This window comes from Providencia manganoxydans, assembly GCF_016618195.1.
Classification (GTDB): Bacteria; Pseudomonadota; Gammaproteobacteria; order Enterobacterales; family Enterobacteriaceae; genus Providencia; species Providencia manganoxydans.
Genome location: NZ_CP067099.1, coordinates 3,014,422 through 3,031,604, shown reverse-complemented (window position 1 = coordinate 3,031,604; position 17,183 = coordinate 3,014,422). Strand labels below are relative to the sequence as shown.

The window sequence follows — 17,183 nt, the reverse complement described above, 5'->3', positions numbered from 1 at the left end:
TACCCAAACGATAATATTATTTAATAAACGTTAATATATACATATTGGGCCATTAAAGTATGAAATGATACTAACACGTAATTTTCTATTTAACAGCGTTATAGCATCAACGAACAAACCAATTTTTAACAATTGTTGATACTAGAGTCTAGAAATGATGAGTCATGCAGAAAATGGTTTTTAAAAGCCTGATCATAGGCAAGAGAGCTGTAGCAGCGTATAGTATGAATACTCGTATACTTCAAGTTGCAGTACTTTTTAAGGCATTGTTTTAAAACATAGTGACTAGATTCACCCACATTTCGCCTAGCTGCATCTCGAACTATTAAGAGTATAAAAAACAAAGAGAAAACTACGATATCGAATTTACGAATTAAAAAGGTTACTTATGACCCAGTTGCGACAAGCGAAATATCGTCAGGACTATCAAGCCCCTGATTACACCATCTCAGAAATTGACCTTGATTTTAATCTCGATCCTGCAAAAACAGTTGTCACGGCAGTGAGCCAAGTCAAACGACTGAATGTGAACTCTTCCACGCTTGAGCTTCACGGTGAAGATTTGCAATTAATCAGTGTTGAAGTAAATGGCCATGCATGGGCTGATTATCAAGAACAAGATAGTAAATTGGTGCTGTCATCGTTGCCTGAATCCTTCACTTTGCGTATTGTTAATGAAATTAGTCCTGAAAAAAATACCGCATTAGAAGGGTTATATGTTTCTGGTGATGCACTGTGTACTCAGTGTGAAGCGGAAGGCTTTCGTCATATCACCTATTATTTAGATCGCCCTGATGTGTTAGCACGTTACACGACTACAATTACGGCGGATCGACAACGCTATCCTTATTTATTATCAAATGGTAACCGCATTGCGGATGGCATATTAGAAGATGGTCGCCATTGGGTAAAATGGCAAGATCCATTCCCAAAACCAAGTTATTTGTTTGCGTTAGTAGCAGGGGATTTTGATGTTCTTAGGGATACCTTTGTTACACGTACTGGCCGCGAAGTGGCGCTTGAACTATTTGTCGATAAAGGCAATCTTGACCGTGCGCCATGGGCTATGCAATCGCTAAAAAATGCCATGAAGTGGGATGAAGAGCGTTTTGGCCTTGAATATGACCTTGATATTTATATGATTGTTGCCGTTGACTTCTTTAATATGGGGGCAATGGAAAACAAAGGTCTAAATGTTTTCAACTCAAAATATGTACTCGCTAAAAGTGAAACAGCGACAGACAAAGATTATTTAAATATTGAATCTGTTATTGGTCATGAATATTTTCATAATTGGACTGGTAACCGTATTACTTGTCGTGATTGGTTCCAATTAAGTCTTAAAGAAGGGTTAACCGTTTTCCGTGATCAAGAGTTTAGTTCCGATTTGGGATCTCGCTCGGTTAATCGGATTAATAACGTTAAAGTGATGCGAGCGGCTCAGTTTGCTGAAGATGCTAGCCCAATGGCTCATCCAATTCGCCCCGAGAAAGTGATCGAAATGAACAACTTCTATACGTTAACGGTATATGAAAAAGGTTCTGAAGTGATCCGCATGATCCACACGCTATTAGGCGAAGAGATGTTCCAAGCAGGGATACAGTTATATGTTCATCGCCATGATGGTAGCGCAGCGACCTGTGATGATTTTGTGCAGGCAATGGAAGATGCCTCGAATGTCGATCTTTCTCTATTCCGTCGTTGGTATAGCCAATCAGGTACGCCAATTCTTACTGTTCGCGATGAATATTTCCCAGAAAAACAGCAATATGTCTTGCATGTCAGTCAGATGACCCCGCCAACCGCGGATCAATCAGAGAAACATCCATTACATATTCCATTAGATATCGAACTGTATGGTGAAGATGGCGAGGTTATTCCATTACAACATCTCGGTAGTCCAGTAAACTCGGTTTTAAATATCACCCAAGAGTCACAAAGTTTTACGTTTGATGTAGTCACAAGTCGTCCCGTACCTTCTCTGCTACGTGAGTTTTCAGCACCAGTAAAATTGGACTATCCATACAGTGATGAGCAACTGGCATTTTTAATGCAGTACGCCAGCAATGAATTTTCTCGTTGGGATGCCGCTCAGCAATTGATTAGTAATTATGTGAAGATCAATGTCGAGCATTATCAAGCAGGCAAAACACTGATATTGCCTGAGCATGTTATTGATGCGTTTAGAGCTGTTCTACTGAGCGATAATATTGATCCTGCTTTAGCGGCGTTGATTTTAACTTTGCCTTCCGAAAATGAGATGGCGGAGTCTTTCCAAATCATCGACCCAGATGCGATTCATGCTGTTGCTGATTTTATTGCTCACCAATTAGCGGTAGGAATGGCTGATGAGTTTTTAGCGGTTTATCAGTCAATCCAAATTGATGGTTACCGTGTTGATCATCAAGATATTGCTAAACGTGCTTTACGTAATGTGTGCTTGCAATACATTGCGGCAGGGGATGATCAACCACTCGCAGATAAACTTGTCTCTAAACAGTTCTATAGTGCAGATAATATGACAGATTCATTAGCGGCATTGACCGCAGCGAGTGAATCTCAATTGCCATGTTTAGCTGAGTTAATGGCTGAGTTTGATGAACGCTGGCATCATGATGGCTTGGTCATGGATAAATGGTTTACCTTGCAAGGCAGTCGTCCAGCTGCTGATGTGCTGGAAACAGTGCGTAGCCTGTTAAATCACCGCTCTTTCACCATGAGTAACCCAAACCGAGTCCGTTCATTGGTTGGTGCATTTACTTCAGGCAATCCAGCAGCATTCCATGCACTGGATGGTAGTGGTTATCAATTCTTGTATGAAATCTTAGTCGATCTAAATACGCGTAATCCACAGGTGGCTTCACGACTGATTGAGCCTCTGATCCGTTTGAAGCGTTTTGATGAAAAACGCCAAAACTTGATGCGCAATACTTTAGAACAGCTAAAAGGTCTAGATAATCTTTCTGGTGATCTATTTGAAAAAGTCACTAAAGCGCTTGAGAGCTAAAGTCGTTTAATTGCGCGCTGATATCAAACACCTCTGAGAAATTTCTCAGGGGTGTTTTCTTTTTAATCAATTCGATAATGTTGAGATGAAGATCAAGGGTATGTGGTGATTCGATTGCTTAATTCATAATAAATTGATCTTTTCATAGATTAAACAGGCTTAGATAGGGTAATCTATGTCGCGTTTTATCGGATGAAAATGTATCCCTGTTAAAATAGCCTCGGCAAATTAAATTTTGGCGGGTGTTTTGACGCGCGGAGCATTGTGTCTTTAATCGCTAATAGGTTATCAGATATGCTATATCACCTTGCCCGCAAGGCTCTATTCCAGTTTGATCCAGAAAAAGCCCATGAACTGACTTTTCGCCAGCTTCAGCGTTTGAATAATTCTCCTTTTAAATGTCTTCTGCGCCAATCTGTCGCAACTAAACCCGTTCAATGTATGGGGCTTTCATTTAAAAACCCACTTGGGTTAGCCGCCGGTTTAGATAAAGATGGTGAGTGCATTGATGCTTTTGGTGCCATGGGTTTTGGTTTTGTTGAGATTGGCACTGTGACGCCTCGTCCTCAATCAGGTAATGATAAACCTCGATTATTCAGGCTTGTAGAGGCTGAAGGGTTGATCAACCGTATGGGATTTAATAATAAGGGTGTAGATAACCTTGTTGAGAATGTTAAAAAATCAACTTACGGTGGCGTAATTGGAATTAATATTGGTAAGAATAAAGATACGCCAGTTGAACAAGGAAAAGATGATTATTTAATTTGCATGGATAAGGTTTATAGCCATGCAGGTTACATCGCAATTAATATTTCGTCGCCGAATACACCGGGTTTACGTACATTACAATATGGTGAAGCATTAGATGATTTATTAAGTGGAATTAAGCAAAAGCAATTGGAATTACAATCAAAATACCAAAAATATGTTCCTGTTGCAGTCAAAGTTGCACCTGATTTAACCGAAGAAGAAATAATACAAGTGACCGACAGTTTGGTTCGCCATAATATTGATGGTGTTATCGCGACAAATACCACTTTAGACCGTTCTTTAGTGCAAGGGTTAAATCATTGCAACGAGGCGGGGGGATTAAGTGGGCGTCCAGTGCAGCTTAAAAGCACCGAAGTGATCCGGATAATTTCTCGTGAGTTAAATGGTCAATTACCAATTATTGGTGTGGGTGGAATTGATTCATTAACTTCAGCCAGAGAAAAAATGGAAGCAGGGGCTTCATTAATCCAAATTTATTCAGGTTTTATATATAATGGGCCAAAATTAATAAAAGATATTGTGAACCATATATAGTTAACTGTAAATTTACCTAAAGGGGGCTTTATTTGTGCCCCCTTTTCTTTTATATTGATATAGAGTCGATATTTTATACTCACAATAGTTCAAGTTAGGGTATGGCAAGTTAGATTTAGAATAGTAGTATTAAGTATACGTTGAAGACGCTTGATAACATTCATAGCCTCTATGTTTCAACATACCATTATTTATGTTTAGCTGTACCTCAAATTATTTAGAGTATATGCAGTTATAAAATATTTTTTACTGATACATCAAAAAAAGGGTTCGTATATGAAAATAAAACCCGATGATCACTGGCGGTGGTATTTTGATCATGACCATGATCGGGTGATGTTAGATCTCGCCAATGGCATGATATTTCGCTCATGTTTTCCAGCAAAAATGTTAACTGCGTTTGCGCGTACTGAAATGCCTTTTAGTATTGAGGATGCTGGTGAATTTTATATATTCGATGAGCAAGCGAAAAGGCTAAATCTGTCAAATGAAGAACGAGCAGAATTAGTTTTAAATAGCTTGGTCGCCTTTCGCTTTTTAAAACCACAAATGCCAAAGAGTTGGTATTTTTCGTCCTATCATGACATCACTGAGCCTACTCAAGGTCAACTTATTCAAGTCTGTTTAGAAAACACCAGCAATATTGCCACTTTTATTATTGCTGAAGCAGGCGCATCGGCGAGTTTATGTTTACTTGCAGAGTCACAATTAGAATTACCAGATCGCACATTACGCTTTTGTGATCCAATTAAGATCATGAACGATCGCATGATGCAATATAAACGTAAATCTAGCGGGCTAGTTTATGGCAAAGTAATGTAATAGATCACTCATGATCGAATTGTATTTTTTTAGATTTTATAAGATCAATAAAACCATCATTAAAATAATAATTAATTTATGATGGTTCTTGGATTTATTTTAAAGATAATTTAATTGCACTTTTGGGTACACAACTGCATGCTAATATATAGCCATTATCTTTAATTGCACTTTGTTTTAACGGTGTCACTTCACCTTCAATGAGTTTTATTTGGCATTTACCACAAATTCCTGCGCGACATGAATAAGGTAGCGATACTCCTTTTGATTCGAGCTGCTCAAGGATAACTTCTTGATTATTTCCTTCATATTCTTGATGCTCAAAAGTTACTGTTACCGTACTTAGCGGTGTTGCCGCTACAGGATCTGCATCAGTTTCTCTTTGCCTCGGTATATATTGATTGGGTTGTTTTGTCTCAAGTACCGTCACCTTATCGCCAACACGTATAACCCCCGTATTATTGATAATCACATTCTGCCCAAAATCAACATCGCCATTTTCTTGAGTACGAAAGGTTTGCAAAGTGGCTAATGGTTCACTATTTGGGTGTTTGATGCCTTTTTCTGGACTAACGGTTGTTAGAATACAACGACTACATGAACGATCTAAGGTAAACACAACGTCACCGATCTGGATTGTTTTCCATGTATCTTCTTCGAAAGGCTTGGCTCCCGTGATGATCAAATTACCGCGAAATTGCTCTAGTTTGACACTGGCGGGGCAACGTCTCTGTAATTCTTGCACTGAAGCTTCATTGATCAATAAAAATGGATAGCCATCAGCAAAAGACATTGGCACTTCAGGCATAGTTTTAACACGACGTGATAGTTGAGGGCTTAACCAGCGAAGTTGTACGGGCTCATCAAAGTAGCCACTTAACCAAGTATTAATGGCTTCTGGGGCTATCAGTGCATGAAAATGATTGCCCCAAACTTCAGTTGGGCTCTGATTCTGATCAAAGTCCTGATACAATACCGTCACACTTTCACCATCTGGCGCTTTGAGATACAGACCATTATTTAACATTGCTGGTGTAAATAGTAACATTTGCGGGTATTTTCTTGCGGTGATGAATTTACCTTCAGGTGTTGTTACCATAAAATTACGGTCAAATATTAGCCCGCTAGTATCTGCGTAGGCATGGGATAGACGGATCCCTCTCATAGACTTGACTGGGTGTGTATAAAGGCGCGAAAGCGTTATCATTTTTTAATCCTTATAATTGTTGCTGAGCAACTTTATGACAAGTGCATAAGATTAGCTATAATGCGCAACAATTTTTCATCCAAATTGGTAAAAAATACTATGAATTCTCTGTTTGCCAGCACAGCTCGTGGCCTAGAAGAACTACTGAAATCTGAATTAGAGGCTCTGGGCGCTAGCCAGTGCAAAATTGCACAAGGGGGCGTTCATTTTCAGGCTGATGAACGGGTGATGTATCAGAGCCTGCTGTGGAGCAGGCTGGCATCCCGTATCTTATTACCATTGAATGAGTTTGATGTTTATAGCGACTTAGATCTGTACCTAGGTGTGCAGGCTATCGATTGGACAGAAATTTTTTCTGTCGATGATACTTTTTCAGTTCATTTTAGCGGAACCAACGAAGAAATTCGTAATAGCCAATATGGGGCATTAAAAGTCAAAGACGCGATTGTCGATTGTTTTGTTCGCAAAATTGATCAGCGTCCTGATGTGGCGCGTCAGCAACCCGATATTCGTGTGAACGTTTATTTAAATAAAGAAAAAGCTAGCGTTGCACTCGATCTTAGCGGTGATTCATTACATATTCGTGGTTATCGTGATCTAGCGGGGCAAGCGCCATTAAAAGAAAACTTAGCCGCGGCGATTATTAACCGTTCGGGTTGGCAAAAAGGCACACCATTGGTCGATCCTATGTGTGGTTCAGGAACATTAGTGATTGAAGCGGCAATGATAGCGGCTGATAGGGCTCCGGGTCTACATCGCGAGCACTGGGGGTTCTATGCATGGTCAAAATATAATCCTGAACTTTGGCGCGAGCTGACCACTGAGGCACAAGTCCGTTTTCGCCAAGGCTTGAAAGAAACCACTTCACGTTTTTATGGTTTTGATATAGATAAGCGTGTTCTCGATATGGCACGTGCTAACGCACGTAGAGCTGGTGTACAGGAGCTGGTTAGCTTTAATCAAGGTGATGCAGCAATGCTGGAAAACCCAGTCACAGCGGAAGTAACAGGGACCATTCTTAGCAATCCACCTTATGGTGAGCGCTTAGAAAGTGAGCCAGCACTGATTGCTTTACATAGCCAATTAGGCAGAGTTGTTAAAGCGCGTTTTCCGGGGTGGCGTTTATCTATCTTTAGTGCTTCACCTGAATTATTAAGCTGCTTACAATTACGTTCTGAACGCGAATTTAAAGCGAAAAATGGTCCGTTGGATTGCGTACAAAAAAATTACCTATTAGCTGAAACACCATCAGATACTGTCGGTGAAATCTCACCCGATTTTGCCAATAGGCTACGTAAAAACCATAAAAAACTGAGTAAATGGGCAAAACAGCAAGGTATTGACTGCTATCGCGTTTACGATGCTGACTTACCTGAATATAACGTTGCCGTTGATATTTATGGTGAGAAAGTGGTGGTTCAGGAATATGCTCCACCCAAAACAGTGGACGAACGCAAAGCACGCCAGCGCCTATTTGATGTGATCACCGCAACGATGAATGTGTTACAACTTTCATCGAACCAATTGATTTTAAAAACACGTCAGCGTCAAAAGGGTAAACAACAATATGAAAAATTGGCTCAGAAAGATGATTTCTTTTTAGTCAATGAATATAACGCAAAAATGTTGGTTAACCTGACAGACTACTTGGATACAGGGCTGTTTTTGGATCATCGCATTGCTCGTCGTATGTTAGGGCAAATGAGTCACGGTAAGGACTTCTTAAACTTATTCTGTTACACAGGATCTGCGACGGTACATGCAGGGCTCGGTGGTGCGAAGAGTACCACTTCTGTTGATATGTCACGTACCTACTTAGAATGGGCTGAGAAGAACTTACAGGCGAATGGGTTAACGGGACGTCAGCATCGATTGATCCAAGCTGATTGTTTGAATTGGTTAGCGAATAGCAATGAGCAGTTTGATCTGATTTTCATTGATCCACCAACGTTTTCTAATTCAAAACGTATGGAGGGTACTTTTGATGTACAGCGTGACCATATTCAGTTGATCACACATTTAAAACGTTTGTTACGTAAAGGGGGAACTGTCATGTTTTCCAATAACAAGCGTGGTTTTAAAATGGATCTCGCAGCACTCACTGAGTTAGGGCTACAAGCAGAAGAAATTACCGCCAAAACTCGCTCAGAAGATTTTGCTCGAAACCGTCAGATTCATAACTGCTGGTTAATTCGCCATGCAGCGTAAAGGATAATATCAATGGCTTTAATTAATTTATCAGGTGCATACCTTGCGTTTAGCGATGCGCCTTTGTTGGATAACACTGAACTTCATATTGAAGAAAACGAACGCGTTTGTTTAGTGGGTCGTAATGGTGCAGGTAAATCGACGCTAATGCGAGTGTTGACGAAAGAGCAGCCATTGGATGATGGACAACTTCTTTATCAACAAGATTTGATTGTGGCACGCTTACAGCAAGACCCTCCTCGTAACGTTGAAGGGACTATTTTTGACTTTGTCGCTGAAGGTGTTGCAGAGCAAGCGGGTTACCTTAAAGACTACCATCATGTTTCTAAATTGGTTGAAGAAGATCCAAGCGAAAAGAATTTAAATAAACTGGCTGAATTGCAAGATGTGCTTGATAACCTAAATCTATGGTTATTGGACGCGCGTATTAGCGACGTGTTAAAAAAGCTTGATCTACCTGCGGATGCACAGCTTTCTTCATTATCAGGAGGCTGGTTGCGTAAAGCAGCGTTAGGCCGTGCTTTAGTCAGTAACCCACGCGTATTATTCCTTGATGAGCCGACTAACCACTTGGATATCGAAACCATTTTATGGTTAGAAAACTTTTTGAAAGATTTCCAAGGTAGTATTGTTTTTATTTCCCATGACCGCTCATTTATTCGCAATATGGCAACACGTATTGTTGACCTTGACCGAGGAAAGCTGATGTCTTGGCCGGGTAACTACGACAATTATCTGATTGCGAAAGAAGAAGCACTGCGTGTTGAAGAGATGCAAAATGCAGAATTCGATCGTAAGTTAGCTCAAGAAGAAGCGTGGATCCGTCAAGGTATTAAAGCAAGACGTACGCGCAATGAAGGCCGTGTTCGTGCGTTAAAAGCATTGCGTGTTGAGCGTTCAGAGCGTCGAGAAGTATTAGGCAGCGCCAAAATGCAGGTAGAAGAAGCGGCTCGTTCAGGCAAAATTGTTTTTGAACTAGAAAACGTTAACTACCAAATTAATGATAAAGTGCTAGTTAAAGACTTTAGTGCACAAGTTTTGCGCGGTGACAAAATTGCATTAGTCGGGCCAAATGGTTGTGGTAAAACCACGTTACTCAAGCTGATGTTAGGTGATTTAAAGGCGAGTAGCGGTAGAGTGCATTGCGGAACTAAATTAGAGGTTGCTTATTTTGACCAACATCGCGCGGCGCTCGATCCTGATAAGACGGTGATGGATAACCTTGCGGAAGGTAAGCAAGAGGTGATGGTAAATGGTAAACCTCGCCATGTACTCGGTTATCTGCAAGACTTTATGTTCCCACCAAAAAGAGCCATGACCCCAGTTCGCGCATTGTCAGGTGGAGAACGTAATAGGTTATTGTTGGCTCGATTATTTTTAAAGCCAAGTAACTTACTTATTCTTGATGAACCGACCAACGACCTTGATGTTGAGACACTAGAGCTACTCGAAGAGTTGGTGGATAGCTATCAAGGTACTGTTTTATTAGTTAGCCATGACCGTGAGTTTGTTGATAATAGCGTCACAGAATGCTGGATTTTTGAAGGCAATGGTGTGATCAACCGCTATGCAGGGGGGTATTTTGATGCCCAGCAACAAAAAGCACAAACCGTTAGTTTGAAAAATTTACAACCAAGTAAAATAGCGGACGAAGAGAAATTGCCGAAAGGAAAAGAACCTTCAAAGCGAAATAATAAGATAAGCTATCATTTACTACGTGAACTAGAACAATTACCATCGAAGCTGGAACAACTTGAAGGTGAAATTGAAGCACTGCAAAATTTGGTTGGTGATGCAGACTTCTTTAATCAGCCTCATGATGTGACCGAAAAAACCTTGAGTGCATTGGCTCAAAAAGAGCAAGAGTTAGAACAAGCATTCGACCGTTGGCAAGAGCTGGAACTATTAAAGAACGGATAGTTCTCACACTAGGAAATAAAAGGGGCGGATCACCTTGTGCTCTCATGAGTCTCACGAACATGTGTTATGTACACAGTGTGACATGCTTGTTGCGGTGCCTGAATTAGAACAGGGCACCAAAGCAACCTGTCCACGTTGCCATACGACGCTTGTTTCAAAGTGGCGATATCCGTATAAGCAACCTGCTGCATATGCATTTAGCGCATTAATAATGCTGCTGATTGCTTGCCTGTTCCCATTTGTCAAAATGGGGGCGGCAGGTATTGAAAATGAAATCTCACTTTTTCAGATTATTGAGATCATCTCTACCACTCGTTATAGCGGGTTAGCGTTATTTTTCTTATTCTTTTCATTAGTGATCCCTGCGTTTTGTATGGTAACTATCATACTGCTAGGGCTCCAAGTACACATCCCTAAGGGTCTCAAAGTTGGGATGAGCCGCATATTGTTCCAAATGAAATCATGGTGCATGGCGGAAATCTTTTTAGCGGGTGTATTAGTTAGCTTTGTTAAATTGATTGCTTATGGTGATATCGGTGTTGGATTGAGTTTTTTGCCATATTGTTTATTTTGTATGCTGCAAGTTAGGGCATTTCAATGTCTTGATAGGCACTGGTTATGGAATAAAATTGAAGCAGCCCCAAAACTGAACCAAAAACTTGAAGTAGGCAAAACAGGTATTAGCCAAAATTTAAGACTTTGTTTGGTTTGTACTGCTATTTTACCTGCTGAACAATCGCAATGCCCGCGCTGTCATGCTCGAGGCCACGTACGTAGACATCAGAGCATACAGTGGACAGTTGCTCTGTTGTTGACTTCATTCCTCCTTTATATCCCTGCAAATGTGTTACCCGTTATGACAACACATATGTTAGGCAGTGATATGGATTCTACTATTATGGACGGGGTGATTTTATTGTGGAGTGATGGTTCATATCCTGTCGCATTAATTATTTTTATTGCCAGTATTATGGTTCCATCGCTCAAAATGATCGGCATTGCATGGTTATGCCTTGATTCACAAGGCTACGGTAATCGAGACCCACATCGTATGCATTTTATTTACGAACTCGTGGAATATGTGGGGCGCTGGTCAATGATTGACGTTTTTGTGATTACCATTTTGGCCGCATTGGTTCAAATGGGCCAATTGATGAGTATAGTCCCTGCACAGGGCGTTATTTTCTTCGGTGTCGTCGTTATTTTAACGATGTTTGCTGCGATGACCTTTGATCCTCGATTGACATGGGATCGCTGCGAAAAGAAAAATGCGGTAAAAGCTGTTGAACAAGAAGGAGCCATTGGGTGAGTGAACATGAAGCACCACAGGCGAATGCCAAAGTCAGTAAACTGAAAAGTTGGTCACCTGTTTGGGTGATCCCCATTGTCACTGTATTAATCGGTGCGTGGATCCTTTTTTATCACTTTAGCCATCAAGGGCCTGAAGTTACGTTAATTACCTCTAATGCGGAAGGCATTGAAGCAGGTAAAACTAAAATTAAGAGCCGCAGTGTGGATATCGGTATTGTTGAAAGCGTGACGCTAGATGACAATTTTAGCCGAGTGGTGATCAAAGCACGCCTCAATAGTGATATGAAAGATTTGCTGCGTACAGACTCTGCTTTCTGGATTGTTAAACCAACGATTGGCCGTGAAGGTGTATCAGGGCTGGGAACCTTGCTTTCAGGGGTTTTCATTGAGTTACAACCGGGAAATGCGACAAAAGAGCACAGTGAGTTTACCTTATTAGATGCTCCACCTTTGGCGTCTCCTGATGCTAAGGGGATCCGTGTCGTATTAGTGAGCGATAGGGCTGGGCAACTAAATGCAGGTGATCCTGTATTATTTAGAGGCTATCGCGTTGGTTCGGTTGAAACGAGCGACTTTGATATGAAAAATCGCGATATGCGTTATCAACTCTTTATCAATGCGCCTTATGACAAATTGATTAGCTCAAATGTCCGCTTTTGGAAAGACAGTGGGATTGCATTTGATATGTCATCACAAGGGATCCACGTTGAGCTAGGTTCAATTACTACGCTATTAACTGGTGGTGTGAGCTTTGACGTTCCGCAAGGTTGGGTTCCAGGTGAAGGGGTTAAAGAAAATACAGAATTTAAACTTTTTGATAATCAAAGTAGTATCCAAAATTCCCTGTATACCGAGTATCAAGACTTTGTCCTGTTCTTCTCGGACTCAGTCCGCGGCCTCCAACCGGGTGCACCCGTTGAGTTCCGTGGGATCCGTTTAGGTACCGTGGCACAAGTCCCGTTTTATACCGAAGGGCTTGACCAGAAGTTAGATAATGACTTCCGTATCCCTGTATTGATCCACATCGAACCAGAACGTTTCGCTAAAGACGTTGGTGCTGATTTCAATCTAAAAAATGAACTGAAATTGGCAATGAAAGATGGATTACGGGCTTCATTAAAATCAGGGAACTTACTCACTGGAGCGTTGTTTGTTGACCTTGATTTCGTACCTAATGTGCCTGAATACAAAGGACCAGATAAGATTGCTGGCTATAAAATTATTCCTACTACTAGCGGTGGCTTAGCGCAAATTCAGCAGAAAGTGATTTCTGTATTGGATAAAGTCAATAGCATGCCAATTGAGCCAATGTTGAATCAAACAACACAAACGTTAGCTGAAGGGCAAAAAACCATTAAAGAAGCGCAGGTCATGCTCTCAGAGCTAAATAAAGTGATGGGTAGCAAAGAATTCCAAAACTTGCCGCAAGATCTGCAAAAGACCTTAAATGAGATGAACCGTGCAATGCAAGGGTTCCAGCCGGGGTCTCCTGCTTATAATAAGATGGTTGATAATATGCAGCGCTTAGATCAGGTTCTAAGAGAAGTTCAGCCATTATTGCGTACTTTGAATAATAAGAGTAATGCATTGGTATTCGAAGCTGAGCCAACGAAAGATCCTGTACCTAAAGGAGTGAAAAAATAATGCGATATTTGGTATCGATATTGGTTTTAATGCTGGCGGCTTGTAGCAGCACCCCTGAAAAAATGTATTACCAATTGCCGGTGAAAGCACCGGCAACACAAGCAGCGGTAATCATGGGGCAGCAAAACCAAGTTTGGTTACAGCGAGTGATGTTAGCGGATGTTTTGACATCGAATGGTATCACTTACCAAACCTCAGATGTGAGCTACAATAATGCCAGTTCTCATTTATGGGCTAGTCCCTTAGAACAGCAACTTGGCCAAACTATGGTAAGTGAACTCTCTTCAGCATTGCCAGGGCGTTTGGTGTCATTACAGCCATTGCAAAATTCGCCAGATATACTGGATATTACGTTAACCAGTTTCAATGGACGTTATGATGGCAAAGTGCTAGTTCAGGGATTCTGGACATTATCGCATGGTAAAGAAGTCGTTCGTCGTAATTTTGATATTCAATTAGAACAAAAAGAAGATGGTTACCCTGAATTAGTCCGCACTTTAGCCAGTGGGTGGCAGCAAGTTGCTGATGAAATAGCGAAAGAGGTTAGCAAATTGTAATCAAGACCTAATGCTATCTTCTGAATCATTTAAGATGTAGCAGTGCGACAAGTGAGCGAGTCGTTGGAAGTCTAATAACAATGTGTGGTGCGGTGAGTATCACCTCTTATACCTCAACGAAAAACGCTGTAACTTGAAGTATGACGAATATAGATAAATACACCTCATGTTTTCATTTAACTGAGGTGTATTTTTTTTGTCTGATTATTCAACAGGTAACTACTCATATATGAATCTTTTTACAAAAAAACAAAAATTATATTATTAATATCATATAGTTGTCTTTTTTTGAAAGCCTGAGTCACATTTATAACATTTATGACGTTTATATGAAATTCTTTACTTGATTTTCTCGTCGCCCAGCGTTATTTCTATAGTGTACCTAAATGAAATGATCCCCAACAAAACTTCGAGTGCCATTAGCGGTAAGCGAAGCTATCTATAGGACATCAGTAAGGTGACTAAGCATAATTTAACTGCTAGCTCGAAGTCTCAGGGGCATAGGTGCTGTTTTCTTTTCCATTTAATCGATGAGGGAAGTAAGGCATGAAAAGACAGAAACGAGACCGTTTAGAAAGAGCATTATCAAGAGGTTATCAAGCAGGTATTGCAGGACGTTCAAAAGAGTTGTGTCCATATCAAGCAGTGGATGCACGTTCGCATTGGTTGGGAGGTTGGCGTAAAGCCATGGAGGACAGGGCAATTCTTTCTGCATAGTCTTTTTTGAGAGTGCAGAACAACTATACTAACCTGTTAGAAAATCCGATTTAAAAACGGTTTTTTTAATCCCCTTAAACAATTTTTAAACCTCCGCAAAGGCGGAGGTTTTGGCATTGGGCGCTTAATTTGAGTATGAGATTAAAACGCGCTGGTGTCTTTAAATAAGCCAACCTTTAAATCATTAGCGACGTAAATAACTTTACCATCAACTAATACTTCACCATCGGCAAGACCCATAATCAACTTACGATTAATTACTCGTTTAAAATTAATGCGATAAGTGACTTTTTTAGCAGTTGGAAGAACTTGACCTGTGAATTTAACTTCACCTACACCAAGTGCACGGCCTTTGCCTTCACCACCAAGCCAGCCTAGATAGAAGCCAACTAACTGCCACATAGCATCAAGACCTAAGCAACCCGGCATGACAGGGTCATTAACAAAGTGACAGCCAAAGAACCACAAGTCTGGATTGATATCCAGCTCAGCTTCAACATAACCTTTATTAAAGGTGCCGCCATCTTCAGTCATTGTAATGATGCGATCCATCATCAACATATTTCCAGAGGGCAATGGAGGCCCATTCTCACCAAATAATTCGCCTCGTCCGGAAGCTTCTAAGTCAGTTTTTGTGTAGGAACTTCGTTTATCAACCATGTTCTTCTGATAGCCTTAATTATGAGTAAGGGTACAGGATAGCTTACACTTGTACGCTGAACAACTCCGATCTGATATTTTTTTCTTCAGCCGAGCCATTTTAGGAACCAAGGTAGTTTTGGCTTTTCTGGCGAATTTGCTTGGTTTATACGTTCTTGAATTAGAGCTAACAAGTGTACGTTGTCGCCTTCAACTTGTTGCTCAAAATAAGGCTGTCGAGTGAGTAAGGTAATCGCTTGAGCAACATGTTCAACAGGCCAAATATGAAATTGACCTTCTTTAACCGAATTCGTCACAGCTTCATTGGTACACAGATGGCGAACATTTGCCATTGGGATGATCACCCCTTGATTTCCCGTTAGCCCACGTTTAGCACAAATATCATAAAAACCCTCGATCTTCTCATTAACGCCACCAATCGGTTGGACATAACCGAACTGATCAACGGAACCGGTCACCGCAATTTGTTGATCGATAGGCTGAAGTGCTAGTGCACTAATGAGAGCACATAGCTCAGCGAGTGAAGCGCTATCACCATCTACCTCACCATATGATTGCTCAAAAACAATTGACGCTGAGAATGGCTGAGGTTGCTCTAATTTTAGCTCATAATTTAAATAGGCTTGCATGATCATCATGCCTTTAGCATGAATATTTCCACCGAGTTCAGCTTTGCGTTCAACATCAATGAATTCACCATCACCTAAATGAGCAACACAGGTGATACGTGAAGGCTCACCTAATGCTTCTGGGTAACCTGGATACTGTAAAACAGATAATCCGTTGATTTGGCCTATGACCTCGCCTTCTGTTTTAATGAAAACTTGCTCTTGTAAGATATCATCTTGAGAGCGTTCAGAAAGGAAACTATGACGCCACAAACGGTTTTCTACGGCTTGAGTAAATGCCTCATGACCCATGATATTATCTGTCTGATAATGGGAGGCATCCGTTAATCTACGTGTTATCCAATGAGTGTCTAAGGGTAAATTAAATTTATCTTCACAAAACCGAGTGGCTTGGTGAATAAGTGCAGGCCAACCATCAGCACTAATCTCAGGAAGCTGATTTGTGACAATAATTGATTTGATGTAACGCATCCATAGCGTCAATTGTTCTTCATCATCAAAGAACATGACAGGCTCATATTCACCGTAAAGAGCGTTATCAAACAGATTTGAATGCGTATATTCAAACTCTTCGAGTTCGAGTCTATCACCAACAATGATCAATTTTAGATCAAGTGGCTGTGGCTCAATCTCTATTGGAAGAGGTTGAGTATCCGAAAATGGTAGCCATTCAAGTTGGCGATTCGCAACCATGCTTTGTAATCTCTGCCACATTAGAGGTTGAGAGACTAGCGCCGCCGCCGACAAAATTAATACACCACCATTAACATGGTGTAATAGGCCTGGAATGAGTTGTCTTGATGGGGTAACGTAGCCAAACAATTGCTCAGGTTCGATCCAATGACGGTAAGCGATACTTGTACGGCTTGAAAAGCGTCCATCAAGATCAGAGCACCATTTAAATGTTTGCTCGTTATCGGTAAGCTGATAGTCACCATTAATTGGCGAAAAATGTGTCAGTAAAGGGCTGATTGCTTCGGCAAATGTCTGTAGATAACCTTCACTTTCATCGGACTTGATAAACATAAATCGAGTCCTTGCGTTTTCTTTAATAAAACGCGCAATACTGTCAAACAGTCTTGGTTGGATTTCTGACAAAGTCGTGGGTGTCAGGGTATCTGAGGAGACAAAATTAGCCTGATACGGCATTAAGTCGGGGGTTAGGCCTTGCCATGTTAGTTCTTGACTGATCACTA

Annotated in this window: 12 protein-coding genes; 9 read left to right on the top strand and 3 right to left on the bottom strand. The window is 40.9% G+C overall.

The features are described 5' to 3' along the window. The first annotated feature begins 388 nt into the window (after nucleotides 1–388). From pepN to JI723_RS13630, 3 genes are all read left to right on the top strand, one after another. Nucleotides 389–3,007: an aminopeptidase N gene (gene pepN / locus JI723_RS13640; RefSeq protein ID WP_337979458.1), complete on the top strand. Its 2,619-nt coding sequence runs from the start codon at nucleotides 389–391 to the stop codon at nucleotides 3,005–3,007. A 294-nt stretch (nucleotides 3,008–3,301) separates the two neighbouring features. Further along, nucleotides 3,302–4,312 carry a quinone-dependent dihydroorotate dehydrogenase gene (pyrD, locus tag JI723_RS13635; protein WP_140180873.1) on the top strand — a complete coding sequence of 337 codons (1,011 nt, stop codon included), beginning with the start codon at nucleotides 3,302–3,304 and terminating at the stop codon, nucleotides 4,310–4,312. 276 nt (nucleotides 4,313–4,588) lie between these two features. Next, nucleotides 4,589–5,134: a cell division protein ZapC gene (locus JI723_RS13630; RefSeq protein WP_272580909.1), complete on the top strand. Its 546-nt coding sequence runs from the start codon at nucleotides 4,589–4,591 to the stop codon at nucleotides 5,132–5,134. Nucleotides 5,135–5,228: 94 nt separating this feature from the next. On the opposite strand, the gene JI723_RS13625 is transcribed toward JI723_RS13630, so the two are convergent. Continuing rightward, a complete protein-coding gene (locus JI723_RS13625) occupies nucleotides 5,229–6,341 on the bottom strand; it encodes a YcbX family protein (RefSeq protein ID WP_070924874.1) in 1,113 nt (370 codons plus the stop codon). A gap of 99 nt (nucleotides 6,342–6,440) precedes the next feature. On the opposite strand from JI723_RS13625, the gene rlmKL reads away from it, so the two are divergent. The 6 genes from rlmKL to rmf all read left to right on the top strand — a co-directional run bounded on the left by rlmKL (nucleotide 6,441) and on the right by rmf (nucleotide 14,698). After that, entirely contained in the window at nucleotides 6,441–8,549 is a 2,109-nt protein-coding gene (rlmKL, locus tag JI723_RS13620; protein WP_272580908.1) for a bifunctional 23S rRNA (guanine(2069)-N(7))-methyltransferase RlmK/23S rRNA (guanine(2445)-N(2))-methyltransferase RlmL, read from the top strand. A gap of 12 nt (nucleotides 8,550–8,561) precedes the next feature. Continuing rightward, the gene (locus JI723_RS13615) at nucleotides 8,562–10,469 is read left to right on the top strand and encodes an ABC transporter ATP-binding protein (protein WP_272580907.1); all 1,908 of its coding nucleotides are present in this window, start codon (nucleotides 8,562–8,564) and stop codon (nucleotides 10,467–10,469) included. A gap of 34 nt (nucleotides 10,470–10,503) precedes the next feature. Then, on the top strand, nucleotides 10,504–11,778 hold the full coding sequence (gene pqiA, locus JI723_RS13610; protein ID WP_140180697.1) for a membrane integrity-associated transporter subunit PqiA: 1,275 nt from the start codon (nucleotides 10,504–10,506) through the stop codon (nucleotides 11,776–11,778). Further along, nucleotides 11,775–13,424, top strand: coding sequence for an intermembrane transport protein PqiB (pqiB, locus tag JI723_RS13605; protein WP_140180695.1), 1,650 nt, complete (start codon nucleotides 11,775–11,777; stop codon nucleotides 13,422–13,424). The genes pqiA and pqiB overlap by 4 nt, the downstream gene beginning before the upstream one ends. Then, nucleotides 13,424–13,981, top strand: coding sequence for a membrane integrity-associated transporter subunit PqiC (gene pqiC / locus JI723_RS13600; RefSeq protein WP_070924871.1), 558 nt, complete (start codon nucleotides 13,424–13,426; stop codon nucleotides 13,979–13,981). The genes pqiB and pqiC overlap by 1 nt, the downstream gene beginning before the upstream one ends. 546 nt (nucleotides 13,982–14,527) lie before the next feature. Further along, the gene (gene rmf, locus JI723_RS13595; RefSeq protein WP_070924870.1) at nucleotides 14,528–14,698 is read left to right on the top strand and encodes a ribosome modulation factor; all 171 of its coding nucleotides are present in this window, start codon (nucleotides 14,528–14,530) and stop codon (nucleotides 14,696–14,698) included. 141 nt (nucleotides 14,699–14,839) lie between these two features. Here the strand turns inward: rmf and fabA are convergent, their stop codons facing one another. Continuing rightward, a complete protein-coding gene (gene fabA, locus JI723_RS13590; protein ID WP_070924869.1) occupies nucleotides 14,840–15,358 on the bottom strand; it encodes a bifunctional 3-hydroxydecanoyl-ACP dehydratase/trans-2-decenoyl-ACP isomerase in 519 nt (172 codons plus the stop codon). Nucleotides 15,359–15,444: 86 nt separating this feature from the next. Continuing rightward, nucleotides 15,445–17,181 carry a Lon protease family protein gene (locus JI723_RS13585; protein ID WP_272580906.1) on the bottom strand — a complete coding sequence of 579 codons (1,737 nt, stop codon included), beginning with the start codon at nucleotides 17,179–17,181 and terminating at the stop codon, nucleotides 15,445–15,447. Nucleotides 17,182–17,183: the final 2 nt, after the last annotated feature.

Bases quoted from the DNA above. Each gene is read 5' to 3' on its own strand.
- fabA (WP_070924869.1), bottom strand. From the start codon at position 15,358: ATGGTTGATAAACGAAGTTCCTACACAAAAACTGACTTAGAAGCTTCC.
- JI723_RS13615 (WP_272580907.1), top strand. From the start codon at position 8,562: ATGGCTTTAATTAATTTATCAGGTGCATACCTTGCGTTTAGCGATGCG.
- rlmKL (WP_272580908.1), top strand. From the start codon at position 6,441: ATGAATTCTCTGTTTGCCAGCACAGCTCGTGGCCTAGAAGAACTACTG.
- pyrD (WP_140180873.1), top strand. From the start codon at position 3,302: ATGCTATATCACCTTGCCCGCAAGGCTCTATTCCAGTTTGATCCAGAA.
- pepN (WP_337979458.1), top strand. From the start codon at position 389: ATGACCCAGTTGCGACAAGCGAAATATCGTCAGGACTATCAAGCCCCT.
- JI723_RS13630 (WP_272580909.1), top strand. From the start codon at position 4,589: ATGAAAATAAAACCCGATGATCACTGGCGGTGGTATTTTGATCATGAC.
- rmf (WP_070924870.1), top strand. From the start codon at position 14,528: ATGAAAAGACAGAAACGAGACCGTTTAGAAAGAGCATTATCAAGAGGT.
- pqiC (WP_070924871.1), top strand. From the start codon at position 13,424: ATGCGATATTTGGTATCGATATTGGTTTTAATGCTGGCGGCTTGTAGC.
- JI723_RS13625 (WP_070924874.1), bottom strand. From the start codon at position 6,341: ATGATAACGCTTTCGCGCCTTTATACACACCCAGTCAAGTCTATGAGA.